Genomic DNA, 15758 nt, shown 5'->3' with positions numbered 1-15758 from the left:
GGAAATGGAGTTAAAAGTATCTACAGGAATCTCAGGATTTGACCGCACGATTGATTCTCTGCGGTTAGGCGATAATGTCGTTTGGCAAGTGGACTATATTGAAAATTATCGAGATATGGTCATTCCTTTTGTGAATCAAGCAATAGCAGACAATCGAAAAGTGGTCTATGTTCGATTTGGCGATCATCCACCTTTATTAGAGCAATCGTCCGATGTCGTCACATATGAAGTGGATGCAAATATGGGATTTGAAGGGTTCGCAACAGAAGTTCATCGTTTAATTGAAAATGAAGGAACGAAAACGTTTTATGTTTTTGACAGTTTAACGGACTTATTATCGAGTTGGTATTCTGATTTAATGATAGGGAATTTCTTCCGTGTATGTTGTCCGTATTTATATGAATTACATACGATTGCTTATTTTGCGATTCATCGCAATGTCCACACGTATAGTACCATTGCTCGAATCCGTGAAACAACGCAAGTCTTACTTGATTTATATGTTCTTGAAGATAAGCACTATGTCCATCCATTAAAAGTGTGGCAACGCTATTCACCGACGATGTTCTTTCCGCATTTAATCGAAGATCATCATGTAAAAAGTATTACAGCCAGTTCGGAGGCATCTGAATTATTTTCGAACATTAATCGCGTGGAGGAGAAGATGGACTATTGGCATGTTTTGTTTGCACGTGCCAAAGAAGACTTAGACAAAGATCGACAGACACAGGAGAAAACCAAGCGATTATTGATGTCACTGTTAATGGGTGGAAATTCTCGTATGTTTGAATTATGCGATCAATATTTCACATTACATGATATTTTACAAATCGCATCACGGGAAGTTGGGACAGGTTTTATCGGAGGGAAAAGTGTCGGTATGCTTTTAGCCCGAAAAATATTAAAAGAAGCAGAGAATGATCGTTTTCGACCGTATTTAGAAGCACACGATTCCTTTTATATCGGTTCTGATATCTTTTATACATTTATTGTTCAAAATGGTTGGTGGAAACTACGAGTGAAACAAAAAACGAAAGAAGGATATTATAAGTATGCCAAAGAACTACGAGAAAAAATTTTAACAGGTACGTTTCCTGCAAATATTAAAGAGCAATTTGTTCAGTTGTTAGAGTATTTTGGTCAGTCGCCCATTATTGTTCGTTCAAGCTCATTATTAGAGGACAACTTTGGCAATGCATTTGCAGGCAAATATGAAAGTGTATTTTGCGTCAATCAAGGAACACCAGAAGAAAGGTATCAAGCCTTCGAGGATGCGATTCGGACTGTTTATGCAAGTACGATGAACGAAGAAGCATTGGAATATCGAATGAACCGGGGTTTATTTGATAAAGATGAACAAATGGCCATCTTGGTGCAGCGGGTATCAGGTGACCATTATGGCGATCATTTCTTTCCGCATATTGCAGGTGTTGGCAATTCATCAAACTTATATGTCTGGGATCAAAATGTGGATATGGATGCAGGCATGATTCGCCTTGTCTTCGGTCTCGGCACACGTGCTGTTGACCGAACAGTAGATGATTACGCGAGAATTGTGACGTTGGACCAGCCGACACGCAAGCCATTGATGCATATGGATGATGCGAAAAAATTCTCACAACATGGAGTTGATGCGCTATCGATTCGAAATAATCAGTTCTCAAGTATCAAGGCAGATGATGCCATTGCTCATGTTTGGGATGTTGAACGTGATTTATTTGCATCACTTGATACGGAGACGATGTTTCGGTTGAAAGAACTTGGGTATAAAAATATGCCAACTCCGTATATCTTTGATTTTCATAAATTGTTAAAACATTCGTCCTTTCCAAACGTGATGCGGGATATGTTAGCAGAAATCGCTACTGTGTATGAGTATCCGGTTGATGTAGAATTTACCGCTAATTTTCAAAATAAAGATGAATTTAAATTAAATCTTGTTCAGTGTCGCCCATTACAAACCAAAGGGTTAGGTCAATCCGTTCAAGTGCCAGATTTAACACCATCGGAATCATGCTTTATCCAAACAGCTGGTCATTTTATGGGTGGAAATATTCGTTTACCAGTGGATTATGTTGTCATCATCGATATAAATGAATATTTATATTTATCAGATCAAGATAAACATGGAGTTGCGCGGCAAATAGGCCAAATCAGTCGTTATTTGAAAGAAGAGAATCTATTACTTGTTGGTCCGGGTCGGTGGGGAACATCAACACCGTCATTAGGCGTGCCTGTTCACTTTACGGAGATACAGCATGCTGATGCGATTTTTGAAGTCGCTTCTGAGAAAAAAGGGTTTTCACCAGAATTATCATATGGCAGTCATTTTTTCCAAGATATTGTGGAATCAGATATTTTTTACGGAGCTGTATTTGACGGGCATGAAGAAGTTCGGTATGATCCATCATATATTACAAATGAGCCCAATCTACTGTTACAATGGGATGAGAAATATCATGAATGGAAACACGTCATCCATGTGGCCCAAGTACAATCGATGGAATTAGTAGCTGACATCGTCCGTCAAAAGTTGGTATGTCGTTAATGGTTATGAATAATATTGACGGGATGGCCAACGCTATCGTATGAGGTGATGACATGGACCAAAAGAAAAGCAAAAAACAAATCGCTGAAAGAAATTATGAAGCAGAGGATTATCAAAGAAAAGATGAGCTGAGCAAGGGATTAGCAAAAACACATGAACAAGCAACCGACACGTTAAAAGAAGGATATAACGACGGGTCAAATAACTAAGCATGGTCGAATAATCGATCATGCTTTTTCTATGCTATGGGAAATGCTATAATTTCATTTCATAATCATCGACATGAATTTTCTTTTGTTGTTCCATTAATCCATTATAAACATTTTTACATTTTATGATATGATATATGGTGTGCGAAATAATTTTACTAAAACGATAATAAACCTCATATAGTTACATTAAGAAACGAATCTATGAGTTAGAACATTTGAAGGAGCGTTACTTTGTGTTTACAGAAATTGATCAGTTACATATACATTACCAACAAGAAGGAGAAGGTCAACCGGTCGTTTTGCTACATGGCTGGGGAACAAGTCTTGATTTATTTGCTGACTTACAACATTCCTTGGCTCAAGATTTTCAAGTCACATCGATTGACTTTCCTGGATTCGGGCAAAGTGATGAACCACCTGAGTCTTGGGATGTAAGTCAATACACTGATTTTCTAGAAAAATTATTACTACAATTACAAATTGAGCAGCCAATACTCGTCGGACATTCTTTTGGTGGGAGAGTATCGATTAAATATGCTTCGCGCCATTCCGACGTAGAAAAAATCATTTTGATCGGAAGCGCAGGAATTAAACCGAAGCGATCACTAAAATACTATGTAAAGGTTTATACATTTAAAGCAATCAAACAATGTTTACGTTTGCCCGTCTTAAATAAGTATAAGGAAGACATTTTGAGTAAATACCGGGGAAAAGCTGGATCATCTGATTATCAGAATGCGTCTCGTGTGATGCAACAAACGTTAAGTAAAGTGGTAAATGAAGATCTTACGCACCATATGCCGCATATTCAAGCGCCCACACTGTTAATTTGGGGCGCAAATGATACAGCCACTCCAGTTGATGATGCGAGAAAAATGGAGGAACTCATACCAGACGCAGGTCTAGCACTGATTGAAGGCGCTGGGCATTATGTGTTCCTTGAACAGAAACGTCGTGTGGCAACGATTATTGATACATTCTTAGAAGAAGATAAAGGGGACAATTAATCATGCAGATTTCGTTTACGATACTCGTTGTTATATGGATGATGTCGCAACTATTTCGAATCAAACAATCGATCCATATGCTACAATTAAATGGCTACTTTAATAATCGCTTCTTGCATTGGATGAAGCAACACCGAACCAAAGTTGTACCGGTGAATGAATGGTTTGCACTTGTGAGTATCATTCTTATCATTTTTAACACCTATTGGATCGTTGCGTTACTTCCGCTGCTTTTATTATGGATACCGACAGGAAAAACGAATCAAGAAAAAAAGAAACTTGCGTATACGCCTCGTGTCAAACGATTACTAACGACGATTGCACTTATATATTTGCTTTTAGTGGCAACGATTCTCCACTTTGTGTGGCGAGAAGATTCATTACTTATTGCAACAGTCCTTCTACTCATCAGTAGCATGGCGACATATGGTTTTGTTTTGTTGGCAAATCTGATCAACCGACCGATTGAAAATGCGATTAAACAATCTTATTATAAGGACGCTAGCCAAATTATTTCGCAAATGCCTGATCTAAAAAAAGTCGGTATTACTGGAAGTTTCGGTAAAACAAGTACTAAATTTATTTTAGATACCATTTTAACCACTCATTTTAATACATTAAAAACACCCGAAAGTTTTAATACGAAAATTGGTGTGACCATTACTGTCAGAAACTCATTGAAACCATATCATGATGTATTTATTGCAGAAATGGGAGCGAAAGAACCAGGAAATATTCAAGAAATTTGTGAATTAGTCGGACATAATTATGCGGTCCTAACGGCGATTGGTGAACAACATTTGGAAACATTTAAGACATTAGATAATATTAAGAAAACGAAATATGAAATTGTCGAATCGTTGCCTGAAGATGGTACGGCTTTCTTAAATCGCGATGACGAAAATATTATGTCGTATACACCGAAAAATCCTTGCCGAAGAATCTATTTCGCTATCGATGATGAAACAGCAGATTACGTAGCTTCAGATATTTACTATCATAATAAGGGCACGACCTTCCGAGTGACGAATAAAGCGGGCAGTCTAGATGCGACGTTTGATACGAAGTTGTTAGGCAAACATAATGTGTATAACATGTTGGCTGCAATTAGTGTGGCTTGGGAAATGGGTGTACCACTTCATAAGTTGCAACTTGGTGTAAAAAAAGTGCAAGCCGTTAAGCACCGTATGGAAATTAAAAAGGATTCGGCGGATTGACTGTCATCGATGATAGTTTTAATTCGAATCCGACTGGGGCCCGTCAAGCCTTAGAAGTGCTTTCTACTATGGATGGTTACAAAGTGTTAGTTACACCAGGAATGATTGAGTTAGGCGATAAAGAATATGAATATAATAAAATACTTGGTGAACAAGCAGCTGATGTATGTGACTATGTGATTTTAGTCGGCAAGAAACAAACCGAACCACTGCAGGATGGACTGAAAGAAAAGAACTTCTCAGAGGATCAATATTTTATTGCAAAAGACTTAAATCAAGCCATTGAACAATTACAATCACTTGGCCGTCATGATGCCATTGTGTTATTGGAGAATGATTTGCCTGATACCTATAATGAATAACAAGTTGAGGAGGAATCGGTTGTGAAAACGAAAGTAGCCGTCATCTTTGGCGGCGTATCTGTTGAACATGAAGTGTCAGTGATCTCTGCACTTCAAGCGATACAATCCATAGATTCTAACAAATATGAAGTGATACCAGTATATATTAGCAAGTCACGCGAATGGTATACAGGTGATGTGCTAACAGATATTGAAAATTTCAAGGATTTGGAACGACTATTAAAAGAAGCAGATAACGTCCTATTGGATCAAGAAGATGGAAACATTGTATTGAAGAAAAAAGAGAAACCTTTATTTTCAAAGGGTGTTATCTCAGCTATCGACGTTGCATTTCCAGTCATTCATGGAACCAATGGGGAAGATGGGTCTCTTCAAGGCTATCTTGAATTGCTCGGACTTCCGTATGTCGGCTGTGACGTTGCTCATCAGCAGCAGGTATGGATAAAATTATGATGAAACAAATATTAGCTGATGCTGGCGTGCCAATTGTTGCTTACGAATGGTTTTATGCGACAGAATGGCATGTAAAAAAAGAAGATATCCTGCAAAAGGCAGAAAAAATTGGCTATCCAGTCATCGTAAAACCTGCTAATCTTGGTTCTAGTGTTGGTATAAGCAAAGCTGAAACGCTTGATGAGATGGAAGAGGCAGTTGAGCTTGCTATCACTTATAGTCATCGTGTCATTATTGAAGAAGTGATTGACGATTTAACAGAAGTCAATTGCTCTGTTATTGGTGATTATGAATCCGTCGAAAGCTCGGTTTGTGAACAAGTGCTTGGAACCGATGAAATCTTATCATATGCTGATAAATATCAAGGCGGTGGAAAAGATGGGGATACGAAGGGAATGGAATCTGCTAATCGTGTGATTCCGGCAGAAATTTCAGAGGAAACTACAACCAATGTAAAACAATTGGCAGAACAAACTTTTCAATTGTTGAATGCGAGTGGTGTTTCGAGAATTGACTTTTTGATTAATTCGCAAGGCCATGTGTTCGTAAACGAGATTAATACCATTCCTGGCTCACTATCCTTTTATTTATGGGAACCATCTGGCAAAGATTTTCAGCAATTGACGAATGAACTCATTCAATTAGCAATAAAACGAGCAAGAGAACGACAAACGATTGAATTCTCCATTGATACGAATTTGTTTTCATTACAGAGTAAAGGATCGAAAGCGAAGTAAGAAAAGTTGGTCGGCGATCAAAACAAACCTCATATGGTGAGTAGGTAGACGCTCACTATATGAGGTTTTGTCATTTCATTGATCTGATAGGAAGCTTATCGATAGATTTGTTCAAGATAAGCTGAAGGTGAGACACCGATTGTTTTTTTGAATACACGGCTAAAGTAAAAGGGATTAGTGAATCCTAAAGTGTCACTAACTTCTGACACATTTTTATTTTCGTTTTTAAATAACTGAATCGCTCGTTCAATGATGCGTTCATTTTGATATTGTGTGATGCTTTTGCCTGTATGTTCTTTAAACAATGAGGATAAATAAGAATAGTTCATCCCCATCATCGACGCAATTTCCTCACTGGTTAATTTACGTCCTTTCTGATTATGAAAGAGTTCGATCATTTGGTGAATGATGCGGTGTGATTTTTTTGCTGATGATTCGTGTAGTTTCTCAGTATATAAATCAAGAAATAATTGATAGGTACTCATACTTGTTAACATGGGTCGTAATGGATGAGAAGATTGATAACGCTCCATAATGGAAGACAGTTGTTTCTTAATATAATTTTGACTGTTGACCGTATCATGTTTTGGTAGATATATTCTTGATTCATAAGCTTCTTCGTTGATAAACGATGTTTGACGGTAGGGAGAGTATGTATCGAGTTGCTTTGCCGTATTTCGGTCATAAAAATGGATATAATACCAACTCGACCCAGGATTATAAAAGTTTTCCCCCCAATGGTGAACCCCTTTTCTAAGAAAAAGATAGGAACCACTTCGTAATTGATACTCAACATGATCTTCAACGACGTGTAATTTACCTCTTGTCACGTATATAAATACATGTAAATGATCGAGCTGCCGGTCTGGATGCTTAAATATCCCATCACGATCTTCCATCAAACCAATTTCCTGAACTAATGGATACGAATAACCGTCAATATGTACTTGATGATTCATCGATAGACCTCCCTCTCGCTTTTTCTAAAGTATACCATAAAAGAAACAAAAAAAAGATAGGGATTATAAAGAAATTGAAATGTACATTACCTACAATGCCCGTCATACTAGAAAGAGGAGGGTTATAAATGGAACAAACGATTCTACAAGATGCAATGTTCAAGCAATCTCAAGAAAAGGGAAAAGAATACTTAATAAATCTGGATGTTGACCGATTAGTAGCACCTTGCTATGAAGCTGCTTCTCATACACCAAAAAAACCTCGGTACGGTGGATGGGAATCGACTGCGATTAGTGGACATTCCATCGGTCACTGGCTATCAGCAACTGCTACCATGTATCAAGTAACCGGTGATGAGACGTTATATGTTAAATTAAATGATGCATTAGAAGAATTGGCTTATGTTCAATCATTAGATAGAACAGGATTTGTTGCTGGTTTTCCTCGTGATTGTTTTGATCAAGTATTTACAGGCGAATTTGACGTCGATAATTTTAGTCTAGGCGGATCGTGGGTACCTTGGTATTCCATTCATAAAATTTTTGCTGGGTTAGTGGATGTTTATTATTTAACTGGACATCGATTAGCTTTAGACATTGTTACGACACTTGCAGATTGGGCGTATCAAGGATTACATACATTGACACACGATCAATTTCAAAAAATGCTCGTATGTGAACATGGCGGTATGATTGAAGTGTTTGCAGATTTATACCAAATGACACATGATGATCGATATTTAGAATTAGCGGAAAAGTTTTATCATGAAGCGGTATTAGATCCGTTAGCTAGAGGAGTAGATGATTTAGAAGGAAAGCATGCCAATACCCAAATTCCAAAAGTGATCGGCGTTGCCAAATTGTACAATCTCACAGGGAAAGACAAATATCAGCGCATTGCTACATTTTTTTGGGAGCAAGTCATAAAATATCGAACATATGCGATAGGTGGAAATAGTATCCGAGAACATTTTGGACCTGAGGAGGCAGAAGAACTCGGCATAACAACCACTGAAACGTGTAACACATATAATATGTTAAAACTGACAGAATTGTTGTTTGAATGGGAGCCATCATCTCGTTATTATGACTTTTACGAACGCGCTTTATATAATCACATTTTAGCATCGCAAGATCCAGACACAGGGATGAAAACATATTTTGTCCCATCTGAGCCCGGCCATTTTAAAGTCTATCACTCAGAGGAGAATTCGTTTTGGTGTTGTACAGGAACGGGTATGGAGAGTCCCGCGCGATATAATCAAGGAATCTATGATTATATAAAAGATGATTTCTATGTTCAGTTATTTATTCAGTCAAAGTTTGTATCGGATCCATTCGTCATGTCACAGCACACCGATTTTCCCTATCAACTGAAGACAAGGTTAACTATTGAATATGTATCTAATCCTGCCACGAAAATGAACATTCGAAAACCTTACTGGTTAACAGAACCATTACAATGCTATGTAAATGATGAATGGATCAGTTATAAGGAAGAGAATGGTTATATTGTTATCGAAAATGATTGGCAAGAAGGGGATGTTATTGAAATAACGCTTCCTACAGATGTTCATATATATCAAGCCAAAGATGATCCGCGCAAACAAGTGGTGATGTACGGCCCGCTTGTTTTAGCTGGTGCGTTAGGGAGAGAAAATTATCCCAAGACCGATATTTTGGATGATCATCAGGCACTAAATGATCATCCGTTAATTGATGTGCCGACATTGGTGACTAACGAACCATTGTTCACACAAATTACTTGTGTCAACTGGAAAACCTTAACGTTTGAAACTGAACCAATTGGTCAACCCAATCATCAGTCAGTAACGCTAAAACCGTTTTATGACATTCACCATGAACGATATACAATTTATTGGAAAGTCATGACGGAAAAGGAGTTCACACATTTTATTGAAGAAGATAATGATAGAGGCGAAGACGAAATGGGGATCACTATTGATCAAGTGAGTCCAGGTGAACAGCAGCCAGAAGTGGACCATCAGTTACAACGTCTATATTCTCATACAGGCTACAATGCAATCGTTAAGAAAAATTGGCGTGAGGCGAAAGATGGTGGATTTTTTAGTTATAACGTAAAAGTTGATTCCAATCAACCAATCGATTTATCTGTCAGTTATTTTGGCAGTGATCAGCAAGAAATCATCGATGGCCAAGTATTCGAACGAGAATTTGCGATTTATATTAATGAAAATCTTTTATCAAAGCAAACTTTACATGGAGAAAAGGAAGGACAACTCGTTACTGTTCGCTATGCCTTACCAGAAGAATGGGTGAGGGATAAACAAGAAATAACCGTCCGTTTTGAAGCCGAGCGAGAAAAATTGCTGGCGCGGTTTACGATGTTCGAATCATGACGCAATCGATATCATTTGAACAGAAAAGCAAATAAAAAGCTGGGACAAGAATTTGCCCCAGCTTTTCCTAGAATCTAGCTATAGAAAGAAGCACCTACGATGATCAACAAAATAAACAATACGACGATTAGCGCAAATCCGCTACCATATCCGCTACCATATCCGCCGCCATAGCCACTGCCGTAGCCGCCACACTGTTGATAGTAACTCATCCTATCGACCTCCTTGAGTATTGTCACTATATAATGTATGTCAGTTTTTCTAAGAAGTTAGGGTAAACAACCATATTCTATAAAAATGGGCAGTTGTAGAAAGTGTGTCAATAAATCTGACAAAAGCACTGAATCGGTTATGAGGATCTGTTATCGTTAAGACAATCACATATAAGCAAAAAGTAAAGAAGTTCACTTCCGAATGCTTATGTGTTTGATACTAGTTGCTCCCCTATCCATTTATGGTGTCCTGCTTTCTCGAGACGAAAGCGCAAAAAGCCAACTATAAAAGTTGGCTTTTTGCATCTAAAAGTATATCGAGTTGCTCTTGTTTCGCTGATAAGACAAAGATAATTGCAAACGATCAAACGTCGTTTTTATGGCACAATTCCTAATGACTGCAAACCATGGTAAATGCCGTCATTGTTCACAGAAGTGGTGCGATGTTTGGCGTATTGAAATAGTTCTTCATGTGCGTTCCCCATGGCAAAACTTTCACCGACAAACTGAAGCATTTGTTTATCGTTCATGCCATCGCCAAAAGCAATCGCTTGATGAGCTTCTATTTCTAACCTTTCTAAGACCGTTTTTATGGCTCGTCCTTTGTTCACATTTTCTCGAATGACATCATAACAATCGTCCACACCACTTACATTAACCTCAGAAAAATAAATGTCGCTCTTTGGTAAATCGTACAGTGCTGTTTCGTTCGGTTTAACATTCATCATCGTAATCCCAAGAATATTTTGTTTATACTGATCAGTGTAGAGAAAGTTTTGTTGAAAATTGAAATAATCCGCAAACCGCTGCACGAAATCGGGTGTTAAGGATGTGAACAAGTTCAACTGATTTGTATAAAGCACCATTTCATGTCCATTTTGATGAGCAACTTGCAAAAAATGCTCAATGATTGTGGAATCTATTGGTTGATTGAAGACCACTTGATCTTCATAAATGGCATAAGCGCCATTATATCCAATGAAAGAATGGATGTCTAAGGAATCAGCAATATCTGAAATTTCGTGTAGTGGTCTGCCAGTTGCAAGAAATACTTCAATTCCTTTCGCTTTTGCTTGTTGCACAGCCTTTTTAGTTGAGGTTGCAATTGTATGGTCATCTTGTAAAACTGTTCCGTCAATATCTAAGAATAAAACTTTATATGATGACATGTTGTCTCTCCTTCGGTTAGAAGTTCGTGTTGGTTAACTGTTCACCACTTGTTTCTTCATAACCTTTCATATATTGAATGCGCCGTTGAGCTGACGTTTGGTTGACTTGTTCATCAGCATGGTAAGAAGACCGAACAAGTGGACCAGCTTCACAATGCTTAAATCCTTTAGAGAATGCAATTTCCTTTAATTCTTGAAATTCATCTGGATGGTAATAGCGTTCAACATTCAAATGTTTTTTCGTTGGTTGCAAATACTGTCCAATAGTCATGATATCGACATTGTTTGCACGCAAGTCATCCATCGCTTCTACAATTTCTTCCTTTGTTTCACCAAGTCCGACCATAATACTGGATTTTGTCGGGGTATTTGGAGAAATTTCTTTTACGCGACGTAGCAATTCTAACGATCGATCATACATCGCAATCGCACGAACACGTTTCGTTAAACGACGGACTGTTTCAATATTATGATTGAAAATATCAGGTGCACTGCTCATGAGTGTATGTAAACTTTCATAGTCGCCTTTCATATCAGACGGCAAAATTTCAATGGTACATCCTGGCACGCGTTCACGGATTTGGCGTACGGTTTCGGCAAAAACAGCTGCGCCACCATCTTTTAAATCATCACGTGCGACAGATGTTACAACAACATGTTTTAGTCCCATAATTTCAACCGACTCAGCAACACGTTTTGGTTCGCCCCAATCCAGCTCATTCGGAAGTCCAGTTTTTACCGCGCAGAAACGGCAACCACGTGTACATGTGTCTCCTAAAATCATAAACGTTGCCGTTTGTCTTTCACTCCAACATTCATGAATATTGGGACATCTCGCTTCTTCACAAACTGTGTTTAAGCGCTTGTCACGCATTAAATGCTTTAAACGATTGTAGGATTTGTTTGTGTTAAGTTTAATTTTTAGCCATTCGGGTTTGCGTACATGTTCTTCATTTTTAGCCATACCAAATCACTTCCTATCTAGATAGATTCCATGCATCTGACATATATGTATGATGCATAACATGTTCGATTTCTTTTTTCTGATCATCACTAAAAGTAAGTGGCTTAAACGTAATATTGAGTCCTTGTTCAAAGCCATGTTTAAAAGCATCTTTGGTTTCTTCCATCGTTACCGTTCGACCGGCTGCTTCTTCGATGGAAATCGCCTTATCTTTAAACGCGCGGCGTGCTCTTTCTTTTACCTTTTCATTAGGATAGACAAACATATCATATAGTTTTGTATCATCAACAGTTATAGGAATCGATCCATGTTGTAGAATCACACCTTTCTTTCTTGTCTGTGCACTGCCGGCTGCTTTTTTACCATGAACAACTAATTCATACCATGAGGGTTCCTCAAAACAAACAGCAGATTGTGTCGTCTTTTGTTTTTCTTCTGGAATAGCAAATGATGCATCAATACCAAGGTTGTTATATCCTTCTAACAGTCCCTTGGATAAAATAAGATATGCTTCTTTTACCGAGCGAGGCATATCTGAATGTGATTCAGAGACGATTATACTGTATGTAAGCTCCTGATCGTGCAAGACCGCTCGACCACCTGTCAAACGTCGTACTAAGTCAATATTTTGATTTTCTAATGCATCAAAATTTATTTTTCCCTTTGTTTTTTGAAAATAACCAACTGATAAACCAGCAGGCTTCCATTGGTAAAAGCGGATAACTGGCGGAATTTCTTGATTACTGTGCCATCGCAAGAGACAGTCATCAACCGCCATGTTGTATGCTGGTGATTGCTCACCTGTATCTAGGAAGTACCAAGTTTCTGTCATTTTCATAGCGTATAAAAACGCTATTCCCCCCTTAAAAAATATAAGCTTGTGCCGAGAAATTCATATGATAATCACAGCATGAATAAGCATTCTATCTTGCATTCAATACCTTTATGGTACAACTTGGAACTATCAATGTCAAAGTAAAAAGGCTCCTATCATTATCGAGCATGAGCAAGCTGAACATGGATTCGAATGATGACGAATGATCAAATGTCATTTGCCTAACAGACTTGTGTGATATGTTATAGTATAAAAGGACGATTTGGATGATCGTGAATCGATTGATCTCGTTTGATGAAGAAGGCACTGTTAGATGTCAGTGCTTTTCTTTGTGGACAATAAAGAGAGAATGAGAGGGATCTTATGTTTGATTTAACGGTATGGGAATGGATCATTGTCCTGATTAGTGGACTGCTTATTGGGTTTGCTAAAGCTGGTATTGCGAGTATGGGGATTCTTGTTGTCACGATATTTATGATGCTATTTCCAGCGCGAGAATCGGTTGGTATTCTATTACCATTACTGATTGCAGCCGATATTTTTGCCGTCACTTATTATCGACGGAGTGTTGTTTGGCGACATTTATTTTCATTAGTACCATGGACGCTAGTCGGTATTATGTTAGGATACTTTGTCTTAGAATGGGTAACGAATGAACAATTAAAGCCATTAGTCGGAATTATGGTATTAGCGTTAATCGTTCTACATATAAGTCGTGAAAAACTAGGTGACCGGTTTAATGAGTTATTGCCGACATCAAAACTATTTACATTCTCTATGGGAGTTTTAGCTGGATTTACGACAATGGTAGGTAACGCATCAGGTGGTGTAATGGCAATATATTTACTTGTAAAGGGGTTGCCAAAAAAACAATTTATCGGAACGGGAGCATGGTTCTTTTTATTTGTGAATGTGATTAAAGTGCCATTTTATATACAGCTTGGTTTAATTACTACAAGATCAATTGCATTTAATGTGTGGGTGCTACCTGCCATTTTAATCGGGGCAATGATCGGCGTTTATGTCTTAAAGGTGATCCCGCAAAAAACATTTCAATTTCTTGTTCTATTCTTTGCTGCCGTTGGTGCGATTCGTTTAATTATTGGTTAAGAACAGAAATTCATTGAGTCTTGAGGTTATCATAGCATTTGTTGAAAAGAGACTAGACTAGGACATAACTCTTTGCATCAAAAAAACGAACTTTCTCTGTTTTTATCAGATGGCTGTTTTCGTAACCTTTGTTGTATTAGAAAACAGCGTATCAGGTAAAGTCCGTTTTTTGATGTAGTCACGATTTACTGGTCTGTCCCTCTTCTATTTGATATCTCTTTTATGAGTGGGCTTTTAATGCTTGGTCTAAGTCTAGTTTTAAATCTTGTGCATGTTCAATGCCGACTGAAAAACGAAGAAGCGTATCATCAACACCGCGACGGTCACGTTCTTCTTTCGGAATTTCAGAGTGTGTTTGTGTTGATGGGTAGGTAATAAAGCTTTCCACTCCACCTAAACTTTCTGCAAATGAAATTAACTCCAATCGTTGTAAGAATGGATCGACGATGTTTTCGTTTTTGACACGGAAACTTACCATTGCTCCTCGCCCTGGATATAATACATCAGATACATTTGGATGTTCTTCCAAAAATGTGACAATCTCTTGGGCGTTCGATTGTTGCTTCTCTAGTCGTAGGCTTAACGTCTTCATTCCCCGAATTAATAACATACAATCAAACGGAGATAATACGGCACCGATGGCATTTTGCATGTATTCAAGCTTTTCGCCAATCTGTTTATCTTTTACCGCCACGAGGCCAGCCAAAACATCGTTATGTCCACCTAAATATTTGGTTGCAGAATGTATGACAATATCAGCACCTTGGTTTAACGGTTTCTGTAGATATGGGGTATAAAATGTATTGTCAACAATTAACCATAAATTATGATTGTTTGCGATATTAGCGACTTGTTGAATATCGATCTCTAATAATAGCGGGTTAGTCGGCGTTTCAATAAAAATGGCTTTTGTTTGAGATGTGATCGCACGTTCAATCGCATCAGGTGTCGTATATACAGGTTTTACTTGATACGCTGTTTCATAGTGATCGAATAATCGATAGCTACCACCATAGATATCTTCTGTCACAATCAATTCATCACCTTGCTGAAACAGTGTTAAAATTAATTGAATCGCAGCCATTCCAGAAGAGCAAGCGAATCCTTGTGCACCTTCCTCTAACTCGCTTATGGTATTTTCAACAATTTCTCTAGTTGGATTGCCTGTTCGCGCATAATCATATCCCGTTGATTGGCCTAATCCTTTATGTTGATAAGCTGTTGATAGATATAATGGCGCTTCTACGGCACCTGTTTTTTCATCATTGCGATTTCCGATTTGAGCTAATATCGATTCCATATTCTGCTTCATGTTTAACACTCCTAAAGAAAAAATAAAAAAAGACCTTCTCTCCAGTAAGAAGGTCTTGATTGGTATGTATCCTTCTTATCTTCGGCTATCTCATTATGCCACTGGAATTAGCACCATACATTTTGCTGGTTGCTGAAGCTTCATAGGGCCCAGTCCCTCAGCTTCTCTTGATAAGATATTGCATATATACTTTTATAATGAAATCATACTATCCATGAATCAAAAAATCAAGAGAAAAGATCTCTGGTTGTTTTTTCTTCTACGCTGTTTTCTAAAAGGT

Annotated in this window: 15 protein-coding genes and 1 riboswitch; of the genes, 9 read left to right on the top strand and 6 right to left on the bottom strand. The window is 38.0% G+C overall.

Going from position 1 to position 15758, the window contains the following annotated elements; translation table 11 throughout:
• Positions 1-4 precede the first annotated feature (4 nt).
• The 7 genes from J416_RS02805 (at position 5) to J416_RS16105 (ending at position 6536) form a co-directional block, all read left to right on the top strand.
• Positions 5-2548: a PEP/pyruvate-binding domain-containing protein gene (locus tag J416_RS02805; RefSeq protein WP_003464406.1), complete on the top strand. Its 2544-nt coding sequence runs from the start codon at positions 5-7 to the stop codon at positions 2546-2548.
• Positions 2549-2601: 53 nt separating this feature from the next.
• Positions 2602-2757, top strand: a complete 156-nt coding sequence (locus J416_RS15285) for a YozQ family protein (RefSeq protein WP_003464403.1) — start codon at positions 2602-2604, stop codon at positions 2755-2757.
• Between the two features lie 236 nt (positions 2758-2993).
• Entirely contained in the window at positions 2994-3767 is a 774-nt protein-coding gene (locus J416_RS02800) for an alpha/beta fold hydrolase (RefSeq protein ID WP_003464400.1), read from the top strand.
• 2 nt (positions 3768-3769) lie between these two features.
• Entirely contained in the window at positions 3770-4984 is a 1215-nt protein-coding gene (locus J416_RS02795; RefSeq protein ID WP_240407244.1) for a Mur ligase family protein, read from the top strand.
• Positions 4981-5346: a glutamate ligase domain-containing protein gene (locus J416_RS16115; RefSeq protein WP_240407243.1), complete on the top strand. Its 366-nt coding sequence runs from the start codon at positions 4981-4983 to the stop codon at positions 5344-5346. Before J416_RS02795 ends, J416_RS16115 begins: the two co-directional genes overlap by 4 nt.
• A 21-nt stretch (positions 5347-5367) precedes the next feature.
• Positions 5368-5799: a hypothetical protein gene (locus tag J416_RS16110; RefSeq protein ID WP_240407242.1), complete on the top strand. Its 432-nt coding sequence runs from the start codon at positions 5368-5370 to the stop codon at positions 5797-5799.
• Entirely contained in the window at positions 5799-6536 is a 738-nt protein-coding gene (locus J416_RS16105; RefSeq protein ID WP_240407241.1) for an ATP-binding protein, read from the top strand. The genes J416_RS16110 and J416_RS16105 overlap by 1 nt, the downstream gene beginning before the upstream one ends.
• A gap of 95 nt (positions 6537-6631) precedes the next feature.
• Here J416_RS16105 and J416_RS02785 read toward each other — a convergent pair whose 3' ends face one another.
• Entirely contained in the window at positions 6632-7495 is an 864-nt protein-coding gene (locus J416_RS02785) for an AraC family transcriptional regulator (protein ID WP_003464397.1), read from the bottom strand.
• Between the two features lie 128 nt (positions 7496-7623).
• Here J416_RS02785 and J416_RS02780 point away from each other — a divergent pair, with 128 nt between their 5' ends.
• Positions 7624-9876 (top strand): glycoside hydrolase family 127 protein, encoded by a 2253-nt coding sequence (locus tag J416_RS02780; protein WP_003464395.1) that lies wholly within the window; start codon positions 7624-7626, stop codon positions 9874-9876.
• Between the two features lie 74 nt (positions 9877-9950).
• Here the strand turns inward: J416_RS02780 and J416_RS15280 are convergent, their stop codons facing one another.
• The 4 genes from J416_RS15280 to J416_RS02765 form a co-directional block, all read right to left on the bottom strand.
• The gene (locus tag J416_RS15280; protein WP_003464393.1) at positions 9951-10088 is read right to left on the bottom strand and encodes a YjcZ family sporulation protein; all 138 of its coding nucleotides are present in this window, start codon (positions 10086-10088) and stop codon (positions 9951-9953) included.
• A gap of 377 nt (positions 10089-10465) precedes the next feature.
• On the bottom strand, positions 10466-11257 hold the full coding sequence (locus J416_RS02775; protein ID WP_003464392.1) for a Cof-type HAD-IIB family hydrolase: 792 nt from the start codon (positions 11255-11257) through the stop codon (positions 10466-10468).
• Between the two features lie 16 nt (positions 11258-11273).
• Positions 11274-12221: a lipoyl synthase gene (gene lipA / locus J416_RS02770; RefSeq protein ID WP_003464391.1), complete on the bottom strand. Its 948-nt coding sequence runs from the start codon at positions 12219-12221 to the stop codon at positions 11274-11276.
• A gap of 13 nt (positions 12222-12234) precedes the next feature.
• Complete coding sequence (locus tag J416_RS02765) at positions 12235-13059, bottom strand: lipoate--protein ligase family protein (RefSeq protein ID WP_003464388.1); 825 nt, start codon at positions 13057-13059, stop codon at positions 12235-12237.
• Between the two features lie 360 nt (positions 13060-13419).
• Here J416_RS02765 and J416_RS02760 point away from each other — a divergent pair, with 360 nt between their 5' ends.
• Positions 13420-14166: a sulfite exporter TauE/SafE family protein gene (locus J416_RS02760; RefSeq protein WP_003464385.1), complete on the top strand. Its 747-nt coding sequence runs from the start codon at positions 13420-13422 to the stop codon at positions 14164-14166.
• Positions 14167-14386: 220 nt separating this feature from the next.
• Here the strand turns inward: J416_RS02760 and J416_RS02755 are convergent, their stop codons facing one another.
• A complete protein-coding gene (locus J416_RS02755; RefSeq protein WP_003464383.1) occupies positions 14387-15478 on the bottom strand; it encodes a methionine biosynthesis PLP-dependent protein in 1092 nt (363 codons plus the stop codon).
• A gap of 72 nt (positions 15479-15550) precedes the next feature.
• A riboswitch (SAM riboswitch) is annotated at positions 15551-15655 on the bottom strand.
• Positions 15656-15758 lie beyond the last annotated feature (103 nt).

This window comes from Gracilibacillus halophilus YIM-C55.5, from assembly GCF_000359605.1.
Classification (GTDB): domain Bacteria; phylum Bacillota; class Bacilli; order Bacillales; family Amphibacillaceae; genus Gracilibacillus; species Gracilibacillus halophilus.
This window is presented reverse-complemented; position numbering and strand designations above follow the sequence as displayed.

What these genes read in the sequence shown, in the direction of transcription:
- J416_RS02805 (WP_003464406.1), top strand. Translation starts at nt 5, where the DNA reads ATGGAGTTAAAAGTATCTACAGGAATCTCAGGATTTGACCGCACGATT.
- J416_RS15285 (WP_003464403.1), top strand. Translation starts at nt 2,602, where the DNA reads ATGGACCAAAAGAAAAGCAAAAAACAAATCGCTGAAAGAAATTATGAA.
- J416_RS02795 (WP_240407244.1), top strand. Translation starts at nt 3,770, where the DNA reads ATGCAGATTTCGTTTACGATACTCGTTGTTATATGGATGATGTCGCAA.
- J416_RS16105 (WP_240407241.1), top strand. Translation starts at nt 5,799, where the DNA reads ATGAAACAAATATTAGCTGATGCTGGCGTGCCAATTGTTGCTTACGAA.
- J416_RS02785 (WP_003464397.1), bottom strand. Translation starts at nt 7,495, where the DNA reads ATGAATCATCAAGTACATATTGACGGTTATTCGTATCCATTAGTTCAG.
- J416_RS02780 (WP_003464395.1), top strand. Translation starts at nt 7,624, where the DNA reads ATGGAACAAACGATTCTACAAGATGCAATGTTCAAGCAATCTCAAGAA.
- J416_RS15280 (WP_003464393.1), bottom strand. Translation starts at nt 10,088, where the DNA reads ATGAGTTACTATCAACAGTGTGGCGGCTACGGCAGTGGCTATGGCGGC.
- J416_RS02775 (WP_003464392.1), bottom strand. Translation starts at nt 11,257, where the DNA reads ATGTCATCATATAAAGTTTTATTCTTAGATATTGACGGAACAGTTTTA.
- lipA (WP_003464391.1), bottom strand. Translation starts at nt 12,221, where the DNA reads ATGGCTAAAAATGAAGAACATGTACGCAAACCCGAATGGCTAAAAATT.
- J416_RS02765 (WP_003464388.1), bottom strand. Translation starts at nt 13,059, where the DNA reads ATGAAAATGACAGAAACTTGGTACTTCCTAGATACAGGTGAGCAATCA.
- J416_RS02760 (WP_003464385.1), top strand. Translation starts at nt 13,420, where the DNA reads ATGTTTGATTTAACGGTATGGGAATGGATCATTGTCCTGATTAGTGGA.
- J416_RS02755 (WP_003464383.1), bottom strand. Translation starts at nt 15,478, where the DNA reads ATGAAGCAGAATATGGAATCGATATTAGCTCAAATCGGAAATCGCAAT.